Raw genomic sequence first — 16,912 nt, 5'->3', positions numbered from 1 at the left:
CGCGCGGCGGGCAGGCTGCCCGCCTGGTAGGGCCGAGTCGTCCGTGCCGAGGTTCCCGTGGTCGAACGTGCCCGGGAAGAAGGAGGTGGCCCGCACGGGGTGGCCCGCGCGGTGCGCGGTGGGGCGGATGTCAGGGCAGGACCGCCGTCATCGCACGGGCACCGCCAGGTACTGGTACTCCAGGAACTCGTCGATTCCGACCCGGCCGCCCTCGCGGCCGAGTCCGGACTGCTTGACTCCGCCGAAGGGGGCGGCCGGGTTGGAGACGAGGCCGGTGTTCAGGCCCACCATGCCCACCTCCAGACGTTCGCTGACGCGGAGGCCGCGGTCCAGTCCCTCGGTGAAGACGTAACCGACGAGTCCCCAGGGCGTGTCGTTGGCGCGGCGTACCACCTCCTCCTCGTCGTCGAAGGTGAGGATCGCGGCGACGGGGCCGAAGATCTCCGTGTCCATGAGGCGGCTGCCGGGATCCACGTCGGTGAGCACGGTCGGCGGGTAGAAGCAGCCCGGCCCTCCGGGGGTACGGCCGCCGACGAGCACCCGGGCGCCGCGTTCCACCGCGTCGGCGACCAGTTCCTCGACCTTGGCCCGCCCGCCCGCGTCGATCAGCGGACCGACGTCGACGCCCTCACGGGTGCCCGGGCCCACCACCAGCGCGCCCATGCGCTCGGCCAGGCGCCGCCCGAACTCCTCGGCCACCGAGCGGTGCACGAAGAAGCGGTTCGCCGCCGTGCACGCCTCGCCCATGTTGCGCATCTTGGCGACCATCGCGCCGTCCACGGCCACGTCCAGGTCGGCGTCGTCGAAGACGATGAACGGCGCGTTGCCGCCCAGCTCCATCGAGGTCCGTACGACAGCGTCGGCGCACTGCGCGAGCAGCAGCCGTCCGACGGCCGTGGAGCCGGTGAAGGACAGCTTGCGGATCCGGCCGCCGCGCAGCAGGGGCTCGCACACCTCGCCGGCGCGGGAGGTGGTGACGACGTTCAGCACGCCGTCCGGCAGCCCGGCCTCCTTCAGGATCCCGGCCAGCGCGAGGCTGGAGAGAGGGGTCTGCGGGGCCGGCTTGAGCACCATCGTGCAGCCGGCGGCGACCGCCGGGCCGATCTTGCGGGTGCCCATCGCCAACGGGAAGTTCCACGGAGTGATCAGCAGGCAGGGACCGACCGGGCGACGGGAGAGCAGCATGCGGTTGCGGCCGTCCGGCAGGATGCCGCAGCCGCCGTCGATGCGTACGGCCTCCTCCGAGAACCAGCGGAAGAACTCGGCCGCGTACGCCACCTCTCCCCTGGCCTCGGCCAGCGGCTTGCCCATCTCGGACGTCATCAGGTGGGCCAGCTCGTCGGTGCGCTCGATGATGATCTCGTAGGCACGGCGCAGGATCTCGCTGCGCACCCGGGGCGCCGTACGCGCCCACTCCTCCTGCGCCCGCACGGCCGCCTCCTCCGCGAGCCGGGCGTCCTTGGGACCCGCGTCGGCGACGTGGGCGATGATCTCGCCGGTCGCCGGGTCGTCCACGGGCAGGGTGGCGCCGTCCGCGGCGTCCACCCAGGCCCCACCGATGAACAACTGCGTGAGTGTGTCGGTCATGACGTCTCTCCTGATTGATCGGCGGCGGGGTCGAGCAGTTCCGCGAGGTGCAGGGCGCGCACGCCCCGGTCACCGGCCAGGTGGTCGATCTGGGTGGCGCAGCTGAAGCCGTCGGCCACGACGACGGTCCGCGTGCCGCCCGGTGCCGTCTCGTCGACACTGTCGAGGCGTGGCCCGAGGGCCAGGCCGGCGACGGCCATCGAGGTGTCGTAGTGCTGGGCCTCGAAGCCGAAGTTGCCGGCGAGGCCGCAGCAGCCCTCGGCCTCGTCGACCGTCCGCACGCCGAGCCGGCGCAGCAGGTCGTGCGGGCGGCGGCCGGCGAAGGTGGCGTACTCGTGGCAGTGGGTCTGCAGGACGACGTTCTCCGGCAGCCGGGGTGGCGTCCAGTGCGGTGCGGCGAGGTCGGTCAGCGCGCCGGCGAGGGTGTGGACGCGGGCCGCGACCCGACGGGCGGCGTCGGTGCCGAGCAGTTCGGGTACGTCGCGCTTGAGCGCGGCGGCGCAGCTGGGCTCGGCCACGACGATCGGCCGGCCGTCGCCGTCGTCGAGACGGGCGACCGTGCGGGCCATGATCCTGCGGGCCACGGACAGCTGGCCGGTGCTGACCCAGGTCAGGCCGCAGCACAGGCCGTCCTGCGCGGTACTGGGGATCCCGGCGTCGGCGAGGACGCGGCTCGCCGCTCCCGCGACCTCGGGACGGAAGGCGCGCGTGAAGCTGTCCACGAAGAGCAGGGCCTTCGCCGGCTCGGGAGTCTTCGCCGCGCGCAGGGTCTTCCGCAGGGCGCGCCGGGAGGCGAAGGCGGGGATCCTGCGCTTGGTGGTCACGCCGCCGAGGCGGGCGAGGAGCCTGCCGACCGGGCCGCGCAGCAGCAGATTGACCGGGCGGGCGGCGTACCCGGCGAGGGCGGAGGTCAGGGGCAGCCAGCCCAGCGAGTAGTGGGAACGGGGCCGGATTCTGCCCCTGTAGTGCTGGTGCAGGAACTCCGCCTTGTACGTGGCCATGTCGACGCCGACCGGGCAGTCGCTGGAGCACGCCTTGCAGGACAGGCACAGGTCGAGGGCGTCCCTGACCTCGGTCGAGCGCCAGCCGTCCCGGACGGTCCCGCCCCGCACCATCTCCTGGAGCAGGCGGGCCCGGCCCCGCGTGGAGTCGTTCTCCTCCCCCGTGGCCCGGTAGCTCGGGCACATCACGCCGCCCGCGTCGCTGCGGCACCGGCCGACGCCGACACAGCGCCGTACCGCGCCCGCGAAGCCGTCCTCGTCGTGCGGGAAGGAGAAGAGGGTCTCGACGGGCAGCACGTCGGAGGTGTGCAGGGCGAGATCGGCGTCGAGCCGGGCCGGAGCCACGATGACGCCCGGGTTCAGCAGGCCCTGGGGGTCGAAGATCTCCTTGAAGGCGGCGAACGCCCGGATCATCCGGTGGCTGTACATGACCTGGAGCAGCTCACCGCGCGCCCGCCCGTCACCGTGCTCGCCCGACAGCGTCCCGCCGTGCTCGACGACCAGGGCGGCCGCCTCGGTGAGGAACCGGCGGGCGGCGGCCCGCCCGGGATCCGTGGCCAGGTCGAAGTCGATGCGTACGTGGACGCAGCCGGCGCCGAAGTGCCCGTACAGCACGCCGGTCAGGCCGTGCGTGGCCAGCAGCTTGCGGAAGTCCCGCAGGTAGGCGGCCAGGTTCTCGGGCGCGACGGCGGCGTCCTCCCAGCCGGGCCAGGACTCCCCGCCGTCGACGAGACGGGCGGCGAGCCCGGCCCCGTCCTCGCGGACCCGCCACAGCGAGCGCCGCTCGGCCGGGCTGTGCACGACCCGCCCGCCGGTCATCCGGCCCCGGGCCTTGAGCACCTCCAGCAGTTCGTCGGCGCGGGCGTCGACGGCCGCCTGATCGTCGCCGTCGAGCTCGACGTACAGCCAGGCCCGTCCCTCGGGCAGTCCGGTGACGGAGTCCGGGCCACGCCGGGCGCGCATGGTGGCGACGATCGCTTCGTCCATGCCCTCCACGGCGGTGGGCGACCAGCGCAGGATCTCGGTGACGTCCTCGGCGGCGTCGACGACGTCGTCGTAGCCGAGGGTGAGGAGCGTGGAAGCCTGTGCGGTCGCCACCAGGCGGACCGTCGCCGCGGTGACGACCGCACAGGAGCCCTCGGTGCCGACCAGGGCGCGGGCCATGTCGAAGCCGTGCTCGGGCAGCAGGTGGTGCAGCTGGTAGCCGGAGACCTGGCGCGGAACGCGGCCGAGTTCGGTGCGGATCGGGCCCAGGTTGTCGGCTATCAGGCGCCGTACGTCCGCTTCCAGGCGGGCGACGAGGCCGGCGTCGCCCGGGTCGACCGGGTGCAGGCCGGTGCGGTCGGCGACGGCCCGCACGCCGTCGGCCGTCACGATCTCCAGCGCCTCGATGTGGCTGCTGGTGCGCCCGTGTCGCACGGACCGGTTGCCGCAGGCGTCGTTGCCGATCATTCCGCCGATGGTGCAGCGGCTGTGCGAGGACGGGTCGGGGCCGAACGTGAGCCCGTGCAGGGCGGTCGCGCTGCGCAGGGCGTCGAGGATCACGCCGGCTTCCACGCGCGCGGTCCCCGCCTGCGGATCGATGTCCAGGATCCGGTTCATGTACCGGGAGAAGTCCAGCACGACGCCGGGGCCGACGGCGTTGCCGGCCATGCTGGTGCCGCCGCCCCGCGGGGTGACCGGAACGCCCGCCTCCCGGCAGGCCCGCAGCACCGCGACCACGTCGGCGGTGCCGCGGGGGAAGGCCACGGCCCGGGGCGGGACCCGGTAGTTGGAGGCGTCGTAGGCGTAGGGGCCGGTGGGGCCGGGTCCGGTCTCCACCCGCAGGCCGGGAGCCGTCTCGGCGAGCCGGGCGGTCAGCCGCGCCAAGGCGTCGTTCATCGTGCCGACGCTCCCGAGGTGCCGGCCTCGACCGCGGTCGCCCACGCCTGGAGGCCCTCGTCCACCGCCGCCTCGTCGATCACGAGCGCGGGAATCATGCGGACCACCTGGTTCCAGGCCCCGCACAGCAGCAGGAGCAGCCCCGCGTCCACCGCGGCCCGCTGCACGCGGGCGGCGGTCTCCGGGTCGGGGCTGCCGTCCTCGGTGACGAACTCGGTGGCCAGCATCAGCCCGAGGCCCCGTACGTCACCGATGCCCGGCGTGCGGTCGGCGACCGCCTCCAGGCCGTGGCGCAGCCGCGCGCCCATGGCCTCGGCGTTCTCGACGAGCTTCTCGTCACGGACCACGTCGAGGGTCGCGCAGGCGGCCGCGCAGGCGACGGCGTTGGCGCCGTACGTACCGCCCTGCGAACCGGGCCACGCCTTGGCCATCAGCTCCTCGGGGGCCGCGATGCCGGACAGCGGGAAGCCGCTGGCCAGGCCCTTCGCGGTGATCAGGATGTCCGGGGTGACGCCGAAGTGGTCGTGGCCCCAGAAGCGGCCGGTGCGGCCGACGCCGGTCTGCACCTCGTCGAGGATCAGCAGGAAGCCGTGCCGGTCCGCGCGCTCCCGCAGGCCTTCGAGGAAGGCTCGTGTGGCGGGCACGTATCCGCCCTCGCCGAGCACCGGCTCGACGATGACCGCGGCCGTGTCGGCGGGCGAGGAGATCGTCTGGAGCGTGTAGTCCAGTTCCTTCAGGGCGAAGCGGGTGGCGGTCTCCTCGTCCCAGCCGTAGCGGTAGGCCGTGGGGAACGGGGTGACGACCACACCGCTCATCAGCGGGGAGAAACCGGACCGGAAGCGGGTGCCGGAGGTCGTCATGGAGGCGGCGGCCACCGTACGGCCGTGGAAGCCACCGTGGCAGACGAGGACGTTCGGCCGGCCGGTGGCCTGGCGGGCCAGCCGCAGCGCGGCCTCGACGGCCTCGCTGCCGGAGTTGGTGAAGAACAGACTGTCCAGACCGGCCGGCAGCACCTCGCCGAGCTTGTCGACCAGACGCCGCAGGGGCTGGTGCATGACCGTCGTGTACTGGCCGTGGACCAGCGTGCCCACCTGCTCCTGCGCCGCCGCCACGACCTTGGGGTGGCAGTGCCCGGTGCTGGTGACGCCGATGCCGGCGGTGAAGTCGAGGTAGCGGCGCCCGTCCTCGCCGTAGAGGTGGACGCCCTCGCCCCGGGCCGCCACCACGGGCGTGGCCTGGCGAAGGTGCGGCGACAGTGCGGTCATGTTCGTCTCCCGGCCGTGTGGCGTGGTCTGGTACGTCGTTCCGAGCATCTCCGCGGGCCGGGACGGAGCCAACGCGCGATCTGTCAGGGCGGGACGCGGTATCCGGACGTTGTGTCAGCCGTCCCGGGCCGTTCCGGGCACCGGCCCCGCACCGGACGGCTCTTGCGCAGGTCAGCGACGCTTGTCACAGTGACCGGGCACTCCCCCACTCTCGGCTTCGCCCGAGCGGGGGGGGACCCCCAGGGAGACACCGTGAACGACAACCATCCGGCCGCCCACGGCCCCGCCCGCCCGGTCACGCTCGCCGACGTGCTGGCCCTCCCCGTCCTGACCGCCGGACAGCCGGAGGTGGTCACGGGCGTGAGCTGCCTGGACCGGCCGGTGCGCTGGGTCCACATCACCGAACTGACGGACCCCGCCTCCTTCCTCAAGGGCGGCGAACTCGTCCTGACCACGGGTATGCCCCTGCCCGACGACCCCGCCGGTGTGCGCCGGTACGTCGACGAACTCGCCGACGTCGAAGCGGCCGCCCTGGTCATCGAACTCGTACGGCGCTACCACCGCCCGCCCGACGCCCTGGTCCACGCCTGCCGGGCCCGGGGCCTGCCCCTGGTCACCCTCGCCGAGGACGTCAACTTCCTGGAGGTCACCCAGGTGGTGCACGCCCTCATCCTCGGCAACCAGACGGAGGCGATGCGCCGCACCCAGCGCGTGCACGAGGCGTTCACCGCCCTGACGCTGCGCGGCGCGGGCCCGGAGGACGTGGTGCGGGCGGCGGCCGAGATGAGCGGGCGTACAGTCGTCCTCGAGAACCTGGTCCACCAGGCGCTGATCTGCGAACCGTCCGGCAGCACGCCGGAGGAGGCGCTCACCGAGTGGGAGCGGCGCTCCCGGGCGACCCCGCCCGGTGACCGTCCGGGAACCGGCGGCCCGGAGGGGTGGCTCACCGCACCCGTCTCCTACCAGGGCGAACGCTGGGCCCGCCTGGCCATGCTCCCCGCCCGCGCCGACGGGCCGGCCTCCGGGCCCGCCTTCGGACCGGAGCACGTCACCGTCCTGGAGAGAACGGCGATGGCCCTGACCGTCGCCCGCCTCATCCACTCCACACCCTGGGAGCGCGCGGCCCACCGCAACGCCCTGCGCGATCTGGCGGAACAGCGGCACCACTCCCCCGCAGACGCCCGCGCCCGCTGCGCCGCACTGGGTCTGCCCACCGAGGACACCCGCTTCCTGGCGGTCCTGGTGGATCTCGGCGCCGGCGACCGGGGTGTCGAGCCCGAGACCCGCCTGCACCGGGAACTGAGCACCGCGGGGAACCCGGCGCTCGTCGGCGAGCTGGCCCCCGGCCGCATCGGCGTCCTGCTGGCCCTGCGTCCCGCCCAGCCCTGGCGCCCGGTGGCCGAACGCCTGGGCCGCGCCGCGCTGGACCTGGTCCCGGAGGCGGTCGTGAGCGTCGGCTCTCAGGTCACGGACCTGGCCGACAGCGCCCGCTCGTTCCGCGAGGCGGCCCGGGTCGGTGAGGCCACCCCTCCCGGCCAGCCGCTCCCGCCGGACCGCTCCTTCCACGAACTGCCCGACATCGGACTGAGCCGCCTGCTGTACGCCCTGCGCGAGGACACCCGCGTCCAGGACTACGCCGAACGGCAGCTGGGCCGGCTCATCGACCACGACACCCGCCACGGCACCGATCTCCTGCCGACCCTGCGCCACTACCTCGACGCGGCCGGCAACAAGACCACCGCCGCGCGCCGCAGCGGCCTCTCCCGCGAAACCATGTACCAACGCCTGCGCACCGTCGAACGTCTCCTGGACTGCGACCTCGAATCCGGGGAACGGCGCACCGAACTGCACGTGGCGCTCACGGCGCTGAACGTCCTGCGCCTGCCGGGGACGGCGTCCGCGCCGACGACGGGGTGAGCCGGCTCACCGGCCCACCCCGGGCGGTCATGGCGGTCCCGGCCTCCGCCGAAGTGGCCCGCTACTGGACGAGCTCCCAGTCCTGCGAGCCGTCCGCGACCGCGTTCTGCAGGGTGAGCGGTGCCCCGTCGGACGCGCCGGTCAGGTACAGGCCCGGGTTCTTGACCGACTGCAACCGGTAGAAGCCGTCGGTGGTTTTGACGAGGTTCCAGCTGCCCGTGGGGCTGTTGTCGACCCACTGGCCGATCCGCTGGCCGGCCGTCGCGTTCCCGGTCCAGATGGCTGCCGCGCGGCCGCCCGACTTGTTGAGCAGCGTCACGCCGCCCTTCGGTTCGGTCACCACGTGCCAGTACTGGGTGTCCGCGTTCGCCACGGAGCCCGGCTCCTCCAGACGCACGTCGGGCACGTCCGCGTTGCCGAGGTTCGCGTCGTTGGTCCTGTTGCCGGTGCCGATCACCTGATCGGTCCTGCGGTTCACCAACTGGTAGTAGGCGCCGTCCGAGCGGCCGAGGTCGACCTCCGCGTAGGCGATCGTCGAGGTGCCCTGGTTGTTGAGGATCACGATGCGGCCGGTGCCCTCGACGTACTGGAGGTTGCGGCTGTAAGCGGCCTGCGAGGTGGTCTGGTACTCCTTCCACACGCCGTCGCTGCGCCCGCTCTCGTTGACCCAGACGCTGCCGCTGCCGGCGGCGTTGTAGACCAGGCGCCCGCCGGGGAGCCTGATGACGACCGGGCTGCCGTTCGTCGCGAGCGGGCGGGAACCCGGGTCGACCGGCAGCGAGGTGACGGGGTTGCCCGAGGAGCCGGCGGCGAACTTCAGCGGGTCGTCGGCGATCGCGTACCTGGTGTTGACGCCGCCGCCCCAGTACTCGTAGGGAAGGAGCCACTTGCCGTCCGTGGTGCGGACGACGTTCGCCATGCCGGGCCGCCCGCCTCCGATCTGCGTCTTGCCGCCCCCCATGTTCTGGGTGAGCCCCGCGACGTCGACGACGGGGGCGCTCCACTGCGCGGCGCGGCCGTCCCAGGTCTTGTGGGCGAGGATCTGGCCCTGCGAGTCGGTGGCGGTGTCGTTCGCCGGGTCCGGCGTCGGGACACCGGTGGCCGGGTCGAAGCCGAGGTAGTCGTTCTCGTCCGAGTAGTAGCAGACGAGCCGGCCCTTGTGGACCATCAGGTACGGCTCCCAGACGGGGTCGACCTGCCGGTACGTGTTGGCGGCCGCGACGTTCCGGCCGATCGCGCCGGCGCTGCCGCCCTGCCAGCCGCCGGTCGCGACGACGTTGAGGACCTTCCACGTCACGCCCTCGTCGGTGCTGGAGTACAGGGCGATCGCCACGTCCTTGCGGTCCCCGTCGTTGGAGGGCGTCCAGTTCGGGTCGGCCGCCTTGTGCTCCTTGTAGTAGTAGTCGTCGCCCGACACGACGCTCGCGAGGAGCAGCGTGCCCTGTTTCAGCTCCCCCACGTCCTGCGGAAGCGTGTAGAGGTACGGGTTCGTCCAGTTGCTCGTGTACTTGGCGAACCGGGAGTCGCTCGAGAGGTACGCCGGAGCCTTGACCTGCGACAGCGGCTGCCAGGAGGTTCCGTGGTCGTCACTCTTGTAGACCGGGAGCGTCTCTCCGTCCGCGCTCCCCGTTGCCGGTACGACGGTCGCCTTCTCGAACGACGCGACCAGACGCCCGCTCGGCAACTGAGCCGACTTCGGGTAGACCGCGCAGTTGCCCCGGCCCTTCAGACACGGCTCGCTGCCGAGCTGGTACATGATCCCGCCCGTCGGGTCGTAGGCCTGTGCGCTGCCCACGGGTACCGCCGACATCGCGGACGCCACGATGAAGGTTCCCAGCGCTCTTCCCAGCCGGGTTCTCCGCATAGCCCCTCCTTGGGGGATGGTCACGGTTGATGGTCGGTTCTTCGGCGACCGTCGCGGTGACGGCCGTTCCAGTCGTCGTTCACGCATGGCCGCCGCCCCCGACGGCCGAGTTGCCGGGGCCGCCGGTGACGCCGGGGACGCCGGGGACGCCGAGGCCGGCGGTGACGAACACCCGCACATCCCATGCGGCGAGCTCCACTTCGGCACCCGCGGGGACCACGCCGTCGTCGAGGACGTCGGTCAGCCGCACGGGGGCGGTGACCCGGGCGGGCTCCCAGCTCCAGTTGTGGACGACGTGGACGTGGCGCCCGTCCGGGGAGGTACCGGTCGTCGCGGTGACCGATTCCGGGAGGTCCCGCCAGCCGTGGCACGCGGCGGGTGCCAGCCATTGCGCCAGCGCGCGGGCGAGGGCGCGGCCGGGGACCGTGCCGACGTGGGTGACGCGGCCCTCGCCGTGGCGGCGGGAGGCGATCGCGGGCCAGCGGCCGAAGTGGGGGTGCTCGTACACGGCGAGCACCTCGGCGTCGGACACGGTCAGGCCGTCGGCCCAGCGGGTCGCCGTCGCGTCCTCCGGCAGCCGCAGCGAGCTGCCGGGCGCCGGGCGGACCGGGATGTCGCGTACCAGGTTGCTGAACTCGTCGTAGTGCACGCCTGCGGGCTCGGTGAGGCGTCCGGGTGCCGCTTCGTGCCGGGCCCGGGCCTCGTGGTCGGCGTATCCGGTGCGCGGGCCGAGCACCAGGTGACCGCCGGCGGCGGCATAGGCGGCGAGCCAGTCGAGGCTCGCGTCGGCGGCGACGTACAGCGCCGGTACGACCAGGACGGGGTGGCGGCGTGCGGCCTCCTCCGGCGGCATGCCCTCCCTCCCCCCGCCTTCGGCCGGGGGGATCCCGACGCCGCGCGGGTCGTGCAGCTGCCGGGCGTGCGTGATCCGCACCTGGCGGCCGGCCTCGAACGCACCGCGGTAGAAGGAGTCGAAGATGCGGTGGTAGGCGGCGGGATCGGGGTCGCCGTGGGCGGTCGCGAGCGGTGGGTGGCTCTGCATGAGCCACTTGCTCGGCGTCGAGTAGACCATCGTGATGTCGGCGTGGGGCTCGAGCCCGGCGACGAGCGGGCCGGCCGTGTCGAACTCGGCTCCCAGACGGGCGAGTTCGGCGTAGGCCCGGCCGGGCTGTCCGCTGTGCGGCAGCACGCCGCCCCAGTACGTCTCCGCGCCGAAGCGCAGCGTCTGCCACTGCCAGTACTCGATCATCCGCGCGCCGCGCGCCACGTGCGCCCACGCGGCCTGCCGCCACTGGCCGTCGTAGGCGGGGCGGTTGTCCCAGGCGAAGCCGATGGAGCCCGCGTTGGTCTCGGTGACCAGGAACGGTTCCTGGCGGGAGGAGAACATCCAGTCCGCCGTCCGGTACATCGACCAGACGCCGGTGGTCTTCCAGACCTGCTCGTGGCCGTCGGGCGTCGGGTCGGGGAGCAGGAGACCGTCCTGCATGTCGTAGTACGGGTTGCCGGAGGCGATGTCGAGCCGGGCGGACAGCTCGTCGTCCTCCACTCCCTGGCGTGTGTAGGAGATGCAGGTGGTGACGAAGTGCTCGGGGCGGGCGTACGCGCGGACGATGTCGGCCTGCCAGCCGATGAACTCGGTGACCTGGCGGGCCTGGAACTCCCGCCAGGCGAGGTCGTACTGGGGTTGTTCGTTGCCGTCCGGGGTCCACAGGTCGGCCCAGGTCGACAGCCGGTGCGACCAGTAGACCAGGCCCCACTCGCGGTTGAGGGTCTCGACGTCGCCGTACTTCTCCCGCAGGTGGTCGACGAAGCGCTGGAAGACGCCCCGGTTGTGGAACAGGTGCAGGCCCGGTTCGTTGTCCACCTGCCAGCCGATGACCGCGGGGTGGTCGGCGTACCGGGCGACGACCTTGCGGATCACTCGCTCGGCGTGGAAGCGGAAGGCGGGGTGCGTGAAGTCGGCCTCCTGCCGGGCGCCCCAGCCGATGCGCTCACCGGTGCGCCGCTCTCCGGTGATCTCCGGGTACTGGCGGGCCAGCCAGGGTGGTACCGCGTACGTCGGTGTGCCGAGGATGACGGAGATGCCGCGCTCGTGGGCGCCGTCGAGGACGGGCTGGAGCCAGTCGAGGTCGAAGCGGCCGTTCTCCGGCTCCCACGTCGACCACACCGACTCGCCGACGCGGATCACGGTGAAGCGGGCCTCGGCCATCAGGTCGAGATCCGCCTTGAGCTGGTCGGCGGGGTTCAGTCGGGGGTCGTAGGCGGGCGTGTACTCGTGGTAGTAGGCAGCGCCGAACAGGACACGGGCGGGCAGTTCCGCCATGAGGGAGACCTCCAGGGAAAGTAGGGGCGTTACTGCTTGACGCCGCCGGCGGCCAGGCCGCTCTGCCAGTAGCGCTGGAGCAGGAGGAAGGCGAGGACGAGCGAGACGACGGAGATCAGGGAACCGGTGACGACGAGCGGCAGCATGTCGCTGCTGCTGCCGGCTCCGCCGTTCTGTGCCTGGGCGGCCCAGGACGCGAGGCCGACGGTGATCGGGTACAGGTTCGGGTCGTTGAGCATGATCAGCGGCAGGAAGTAGTTGTTCCAGGTCGCCACGAGCGTGAAGAGCAGGACGGTCACCAGGCCGGGGGCGAGCAGCCTGAGGACGATCCGGAAGAAGATCCGCGCCTCCCCCGCCCCGTCGATGCGGGCGGCCTCGAGGAGGCTGTCCGGTACGGCGTCCTCGGCGTAGACGCGCATGAGGTAGAGGCCGAAGGGGTTGACGAGGGAGGGCAGGATGATCGCCCAGGGCGTGTTGACCAGGCCGGCCTTGGCGAACAGCAGATAGGTCGGAATCGCCAGGGCGGTGGCCGGGACCATGACGGCGCCGAGGACGAGGTTGAAGGCGGCGCGGTCGCCGCGGAAGCGGAACTTGGCGAACCCGTACCCGGCGGCGGCCGCGAGCAGCGCGGCGCCGAGCGCGCTGACGCCGGCGTACACGGCGGTGTTGAGCAGCCAGTGCACGAAGACGCCGTCGTCCTGCGTGAAGGTGGTCCGGATGTTCGTCAGCAGCTGCGGGGTGCGGGAGAACCACAGGCCGAAGCTGTCGAACAGGTCCTGTGTGCTCTTGGTCGAGGCGACCAGGAGCCAGAACAGCGGGAGAAGGAAGTAGGCGAGGGCCGCCAGCATGGCGATCGTCAGCGGCGTGTTGCGGCGGCGGGCCGCGGACCTGCCCCGCCTCGGTGCGGTGGGGGCCGGTGCGGTCGTGGCCGTCGGCATGGTGGTCGTCACGAGGCCCTCCGGCGGTTCGCGGTGAGCAGTACGGCGTAGGAGGCGATGACGATGACCAGGCCGAGGAGGAAGGACACCGTGGCCGCGTAGTTGACCTGCTGACCGGTGAAGGCGAGGGAGTACGCGTAGAGGTTGGCGGTGTAGGAGCTGGTGATGACGTCCGGGGCCGTCTTCATCAGCAGGTTCGGTTCGTTGAACAGCTGGAAGCTGCCGATCACCGAGAACAGCAGGGTGAGCAGGAGCGCGGGCCGCAGCGCGGGCAGCTTGATCGACCAGGCGATCCGCCAGGCGCCCGCCCCGTCCATCGCGGCCGCCTCGTACAGGTCCTGGGGGACGGTGCGCAGGGCCGCGTACAGGATGATCATGTTGTAGCCGACGAACTCCCAGGTCACGATGTTCGCCAGGCTGCCCAGCATCCAGCCGTCGGTGAGGAACTGCGGGGCCGGCAGGTCCAGCTTCCGGCTCAGTTGGGCGAAGGGGCCGAAGTCCGGTCCGTACAGGTAGCCCCACATGAGGGCGGCGACCACGCTCGGGACCGCGTACGGCACGAAGATGCCCAGCCGGATCACGCGCGCCAGCCGCAGCAGGCCGCTGTCGAGGGCGAGGGCGAACACCAGGGCCAGCAGCAGCATCAGCGGGACCTGGATGACGAAGAACAGGGCGACCCGGCCGACGCCGTGGAGGAGGAGGGGGTCCTTGAGTGCGGTGACGTAGTTGTCCAGGCCGACGAAGGCCGTTCCGCCGATGAGCTGTTCCTGGAAGAGGCTGAGGTAGGCGGCGTACCCGAGCGGGGCGAGGAAGAGCAGGAGGAAGAGGATCAGGAAGGGGGCTACGAACAGCGCTCCGGCCGACCGGTGGACGCGTCGGCGGGGTGTGCCCCGGGCGGCGGTCGTGACGGTCATCGTCAGGCCCCCCGGACCGTGAAGCCCTGGCTCTTGGCGTACGCCGTGAGCCGCGACTGCCATGTGCCGAGCGCGGCGACGGTGTCGGACCTGCCGGCGAGGGACTTGCCGACGGTCTCGGTCCAGTCCGTCGCCGCCTGGTCCAGGAACGGCGGCCACTGGAAGGAGGTCGAGACCGTGTCGCTGATGCCGGCGAAGATCTCGTTGACCTTCTGGCCGCCGTAGAAGGCGGGCGCGTCGCCGGTGAAACTCGGATCCGCGAGCAGCGCCTTGGTCGCCGGGAAGAAGAACTGCTTGGTGGCGAACATCCTGGCGCTCGCCGGGTCGCTGTTGAGGAACTGGGCGAACTGGGCCGCCGCGATCGGGTTCTCGGTGGAGCGGATGACGGCGGTCGTGGAGCCGCCCCAGTTGCCCGAGACCGGCTTGGCGGCGTCCCACTGCGGCAGCGGCGCCGCCCGCCACCTGCCCGCGGTGGACTTGGCCGATCCGGACAGGAAGGCCGGGCCCCAGGCCGCGGTGAGCCAGGTGGCGTACTTGCCCTTGTTGAACCCGGCGTACCACCCGTCGGTGAAGTCCGGGTCGGTGCTGATGACGCCTTCCTTCGCGAGCCCGCCCCAGTACGCGGCGAGTTTCCTGGAGACCGCGTCGTCGACGCTGATGGTGAGGTCGCTCTTGCCGAAGGTGGCGTACGGCTTCGCGCCCGCCTGCCACAGCAGGCCGTGCCAGGCGGCGGGCTCGTTCGCCGCGAGGTTGGTGAGGTAGACGTCCGGGTCGGCCTTGTGGAGCTTGCGAGCCGCCGCCGCGAACTCGTCCCACGTCGTGGGCACCTGGATGCCGTGCTTGTCGAAGATGTCCTTGCGGTAGAGCATCCCCATCGGTCCGGTGTCCTGGGGGATCGCCCAGACCTCGCCGTCGGGTCCGCCGACCTGTCCCCACGTCCAGTCGACGAACGTGTCCTTCAGTGCCGAGGCGCCGTACGGGCTCAGGTTCAGCAGGCTGCCCGTGATGGTGAAGGTGGGGATCGCCTGGTACTCGATCTGCGCCAGGTCCGGTGCACCGGTGCCGGCCTTGAGCGCGGTGCGCAGCTTGGTGTAGTGGGCGACGCCCTGGCCGGCGTTGACGACCTTGACCTTGATGGCCGGGTACTTCCGCTGGAAGAGCGCGACCTCCTGGGCGATGTCGGGGACCCAGGTCCAGAAGGTCAGTTGGGTCGGCGTCTTCATCGCCTTGTCGATGTCGGCCTGGCTGACCGGCTCGGTGGGGGCGGAGGAGCCGTCGGAGCCTCCGCCGCACGCGGCGAGCGCGGCGCCGAGGGAGACCGCGCCGGTCGCGGCGAGGAACCGCCGACGGCTCATGGAGGACGTGGGAACGAAGGATCGGGGCATGGTGAACTCCCGCCGATGGGCATAGGGACGGAAACGCCCGGCGAGGGCGCGTCGCACGGGTGGGAAGGAAGAGGCGTGGTGAGGGGCGGGGCGCGGGTGTCGCCACCGGGGCGTCGGGGTCACCATGGTCGGGTGTCCGCCGCGCGGGCTGTGGCCGGCACGCGTGTCACGTGCCGTACAGCGGAAGTCCACGGTCGTGGAGGCCTTTTCGAGGGCGGTGGGCGCACTGGCTCACCGCCCGGCCCGGAGCGGGTGCGGCTCGGGCCGACGGGTCACGGCTGATCAGTCGGTGGCGGGCGGTCCGCCCTCTGCCGGGGGTGCGTGTGCCGGGCCGCGTGAGCGGGAGGCCGTGCGCCGGGCGCGCGGCGGTGCCTGCCGGACCGGCGGGGGCGCCGTGGAGGCGCGGACGACGAGTTCGACCGGTGGACCGTTCGCCGGCGCGGGCTCCGCGTCCGGTTTCTCGATGGCCTGCACCAGCAGCCGGAGCCCCTCGCGTGCCACGGCGTCGAACGGCTGGCGCACCGTGGTCAGCGGAGGGCTGACGTAGGCGGAGACGGGGATGTCGTCGAAGCCCACGACACTCACGTCGCCGGGCACGCGCAGGCCGGCCTCCCGCAGAGCGCGGATCAGACCGATGGCCATGTCGTCGTTGGCGGCGAACACCGCGGTGACGCCGGCGGAGGCGAGTTCACGGCCCGCCGCGTAGCCGGACGCGGCCGACCAGTCGCCCTCGATGACGGGCGGCTGTTCCCTGCCGTGTGCCACCAGCGCCGCGCGCCACCCCTCGAGCCGGTCCCGAGCGGCGAACCAGCGCCGGGGACCGGCCAGATGATGGACCGTCACATGCCCGAGGTCCAGGAGGTGTTCGGTGGCCGCCCGGGCCAGCGACTCGGCGCCGACCCCCGCAGTCACCGCTCGGGGACCGCCGAAGGCCGCGGGCGCACCGAGGACGAGGACCGGCACGTCGACGCTGAGGGAGACGGCGCCCTCGTCGATCGGTTCCGATACGACAATGCCGTCCACGCCCTGTTCGAGGAGCGACTCCGCGGCCCCAAAGACGCCTTGCGGATCGCCTTCCAGCGTGTTGACCACCCGCAGCGCGTAGCCCGCGTCCCGGGCGGCCCGCTCGATGCCGATGAGGAGCGAGGCGGGTCCGTACAGGGCGGTTCCGAGTGCGACCACGCCGATGGAGCGGGTGCGCCCCGAGGCGAGGGCCCGGGCCGCGCCGTTCATCCGGTAGCCGAGTTCCTCGGCAGCGCCGAGCACCCGCCGACGCACTTCGGCGGTGACGTACCGCTCACCGTTGAAGACGCGCGACACCGTCTTCTGCGAGACGCCGGCCAGTCGGGCCACGTCCACGCTGCGCGGCGCGGGGCTGCCGCCGCCCCGTCCTCCCACTCGCGTCACTGGTGTCTCCCGGTGTCCGACGGCTCACGTGTCAGCCAGTCAGAGCCGGCCGCCCCGCAACCGTTCCGGTTGTATGACTGCGCTGTCATGACTGCGCAGTCATATCTACGCAGCCGAACAGGACGTGTCAAGACTTCGCACAACATCGCGGCAATCGCCGGCGTAGGGCACGCCCCGGCGCACCCTCACCGAGCCTCCGCGTGGACCGGCGCGACACTCAGCGCCTGTGCACGCGGGCCGACGCGGCCGGGGCCTCAGGTGGACGCCTGGTCGCTGTCCTCGGTCGCGCCCCGGCCGTGCCGACGCGCGACCTCGATCCGGGCGGTGACCCGGGCGCGGACCCCGGTCCGGGCAGGGCCTGCCGGCGCAGTGCGTGGCGATGCGGTCGTGATCCGGGTCCGCGACGCCCTGCGGCGCGCTGCTCGGGGCC

The 16,912-nt window shown here is 72.5% G+C and carries 10 protein-coding genes; 1 reads left to right on the top strand and 9 read right to left on the bottom strand.

Annotation, left to right across the window (positions count from 1 at the left end):
• Positions 1-147 precede the first annotated feature (147 nt).
• Genes ACF1A1_RS37210 through ACF1A1_RS37200 form a run of 3 tightly spaced genes read right to left on the bottom strand, consistent with a single transcriptional unit; the run spans position 148 to position 5,734 of the window.
• A complete protein-coding gene (locus ACF1A1_RS37210; protein ID WP_392006327.1) occupies positions 148-1,587 on the bottom strand; it encodes an NAD-dependent succinate-semialdehyde dehydrogenase in 1,440 nt (479 codons plus the stop codon).
• Complete coding sequence (locus tag ACF1A1_RS37205) at positions 1,584-4,469, bottom strand: FAD-binding and (Fe-S)-binding domain-containing protein (protein ID WP_392006325.1); 2,886 nt, start codon at positions 4,467-4,469, stop codon at positions 1,584-1,586. Before ACF1A1_RS37205 ends, ACF1A1_RS37210 begins: the two co-directional genes overlap by 4 nt.
• A complete protein-coding gene (locus tag ACF1A1_RS37200; protein ID WP_392006323.1) occupies positions 4,466-5,734 on the bottom strand; it encodes an aspartate aminotransferase family protein in 1,269 nt (422 codons plus the stop codon). Before ACF1A1_RS37200 ends, ACF1A1_RS37205 begins: the two co-directional genes overlap by 4 nt.
• Positions 5,735-5,986: 252 nt before the next feature.
• On the opposite strand from ACF1A1_RS37200, the gene ACF1A1_RS37195 reads away from it, so the two are divergent.
• The gene (locus tag ACF1A1_RS37195) at positions 5,987-7,651 is read left to right on the top strand and encodes a PucR family transcriptional regulator (protein ID WP_392006321.1); all 1,665 of its coding nucleotides are present in this window, start codon (positions 5,987-5,989) and stop codon (positions 7,649-7,651) included.
• Between the two features lie 61 nt (positions 7,652-7,712).
• Here ACF1A1_RS37195 and ACF1A1_RS37190 read toward each other — a convergent pair whose 3' ends face one another.
• The 6 genes from ACF1A1_RS37190 to ACF1A1_RS37165 form a co-directional block, all read right to left on the bottom strand.
• Positions 7,713-9,515 carry an RICIN domain-containing protein gene (locus ACF1A1_RS37190; RefSeq protein WP_392006319.1) on the bottom strand — a complete coding sequence of 601 codons (1,803 nt, stop codon included), beginning with the start codon at positions 9,513-9,515 and terminating at the stop codon, positions 7,713-7,715.
• Between the two features lie 79 nt (positions 9,516-9,594).
• Positions 9,595-11,838, bottom strand: coding sequence for a beta-galactosidase (locus ACF1A1_RS37185; RefSeq protein ID WP_392006317.1), 2,244 nt, complete (start codon positions 11,836-11,838; stop codon positions 9,595-9,597).
• 29 nt (positions 11,839-11,867) lie between these two features.
• Complete coding sequence (locus ACF1A1_RS37180; protein WP_392006315.1) at positions 11,868-12,788, bottom strand: carbohydrate ABC transporter permease; 921 nt, start codon at positions 12,786-12,788, stop codon at positions 11,868-11,870.
• Positions 12,785-13,690: a carbohydrate ABC transporter permease gene (locus tag ACF1A1_RS37175; protein ID WP_392006313.1), complete on the bottom strand. Its 906-nt coding sequence runs from the start codon at positions 13,688-13,690 to the stop codon at positions 12,785-12,787. Before ACF1A1_RS37175 ends, ACF1A1_RS37180 begins: the two co-directional genes overlap by 4 nt.
• Positions 13,691-13,692: 2 nt before the next feature.
• Positions 13,693-15,075 (bottom strand): extracellular solute-binding protein, encoded by a 1,383-nt coding sequence (locus ACF1A1_RS37170; RefSeq protein ID WP_392006311.1) that lies wholly within the window; start codon positions 15,073-15,075, stop codon positions 13,693-13,695.
• 282 nt (positions 15,076-15,357) lie between these two features.
• Positions 15,358-16,434 carry a LacI family DNA-binding transcriptional regulator gene (locus tag ACF1A1_RS37165; protein WP_392006371.1) on the bottom strand — a complete coding sequence of 359 codons (1,077 nt, stop codon included), beginning with the start codon at positions 16,432-16,434 and terminating at the stop codon, positions 15,358-15,360.
• Positions 16,435-16,912 lie beyond the last annotated feature (478 nt).

Origin of the sequence: Streptomyces sp. NPDC014995, assembly GCF_043080745.1 — a bacterium.
GTDB lineage: Bacteria > Actinomycetota > Actinomycetes > Streptomycetales > Streptomycetaceae > Streptomyces.
This window is presented reverse-complemented; position numbering and strand designations above follow the sequence as displayed.

Excerpts from the sequence above, each read along its gene's own strand:
- ACF1A1_RS37210 (WP_392006327.1), bottom strand. The coding sequence starts at position 1,587 with ATGACCGACACACTCACGCAGTTGTTCATCGGTGGGGCCTGGGTGGAC.
- ACF1A1_RS37205 (WP_392006325.1), bottom strand. The coding sequence starts at position 4,469 with ATGAACGACGCCTTGGCGCGGCTGACCGCCCGGCTCGCCGAGACGGCT.
- ACF1A1_RS37200 (WP_392006323.1), bottom strand. The coding sequence starts at position 5,734 with ATGACCGCACTGTCGCCGCACCTTCGCCAGGCCACGCCCGTGGTGGCG.
- ACF1A1_RS37190 (WP_392006319.1), bottom strand. The coding sequence starts at position 9,515 with ATGCGGAGAACCCGGCTGGGAAGAGCGCTGGGAACCTTCATCGTGGCG.
- ACF1A1_RS37185 (WP_392006317.1), bottom strand. The coding sequence starts at position 11,838 with ATGGCGGAACTGCCCGCCCGTGTCCTGTTCGGCGCTGCCTACTACCAC.
- ACF1A1_RS37175 (WP_392006313.1), bottom strand. The coding sequence starts at position 13,690 with ATGACCGTCACGACCGCCGCCCGGGGCACACCCCGCCGACGCGTCCAC.
- ACF1A1_RS37170 (WP_392006311.1), bottom strand. The coding sequence starts at position 15,075 with ATGCCCCGATCCTTCGTTCCCACGTCCTCCATGAGCCGTCGGCGGTTC.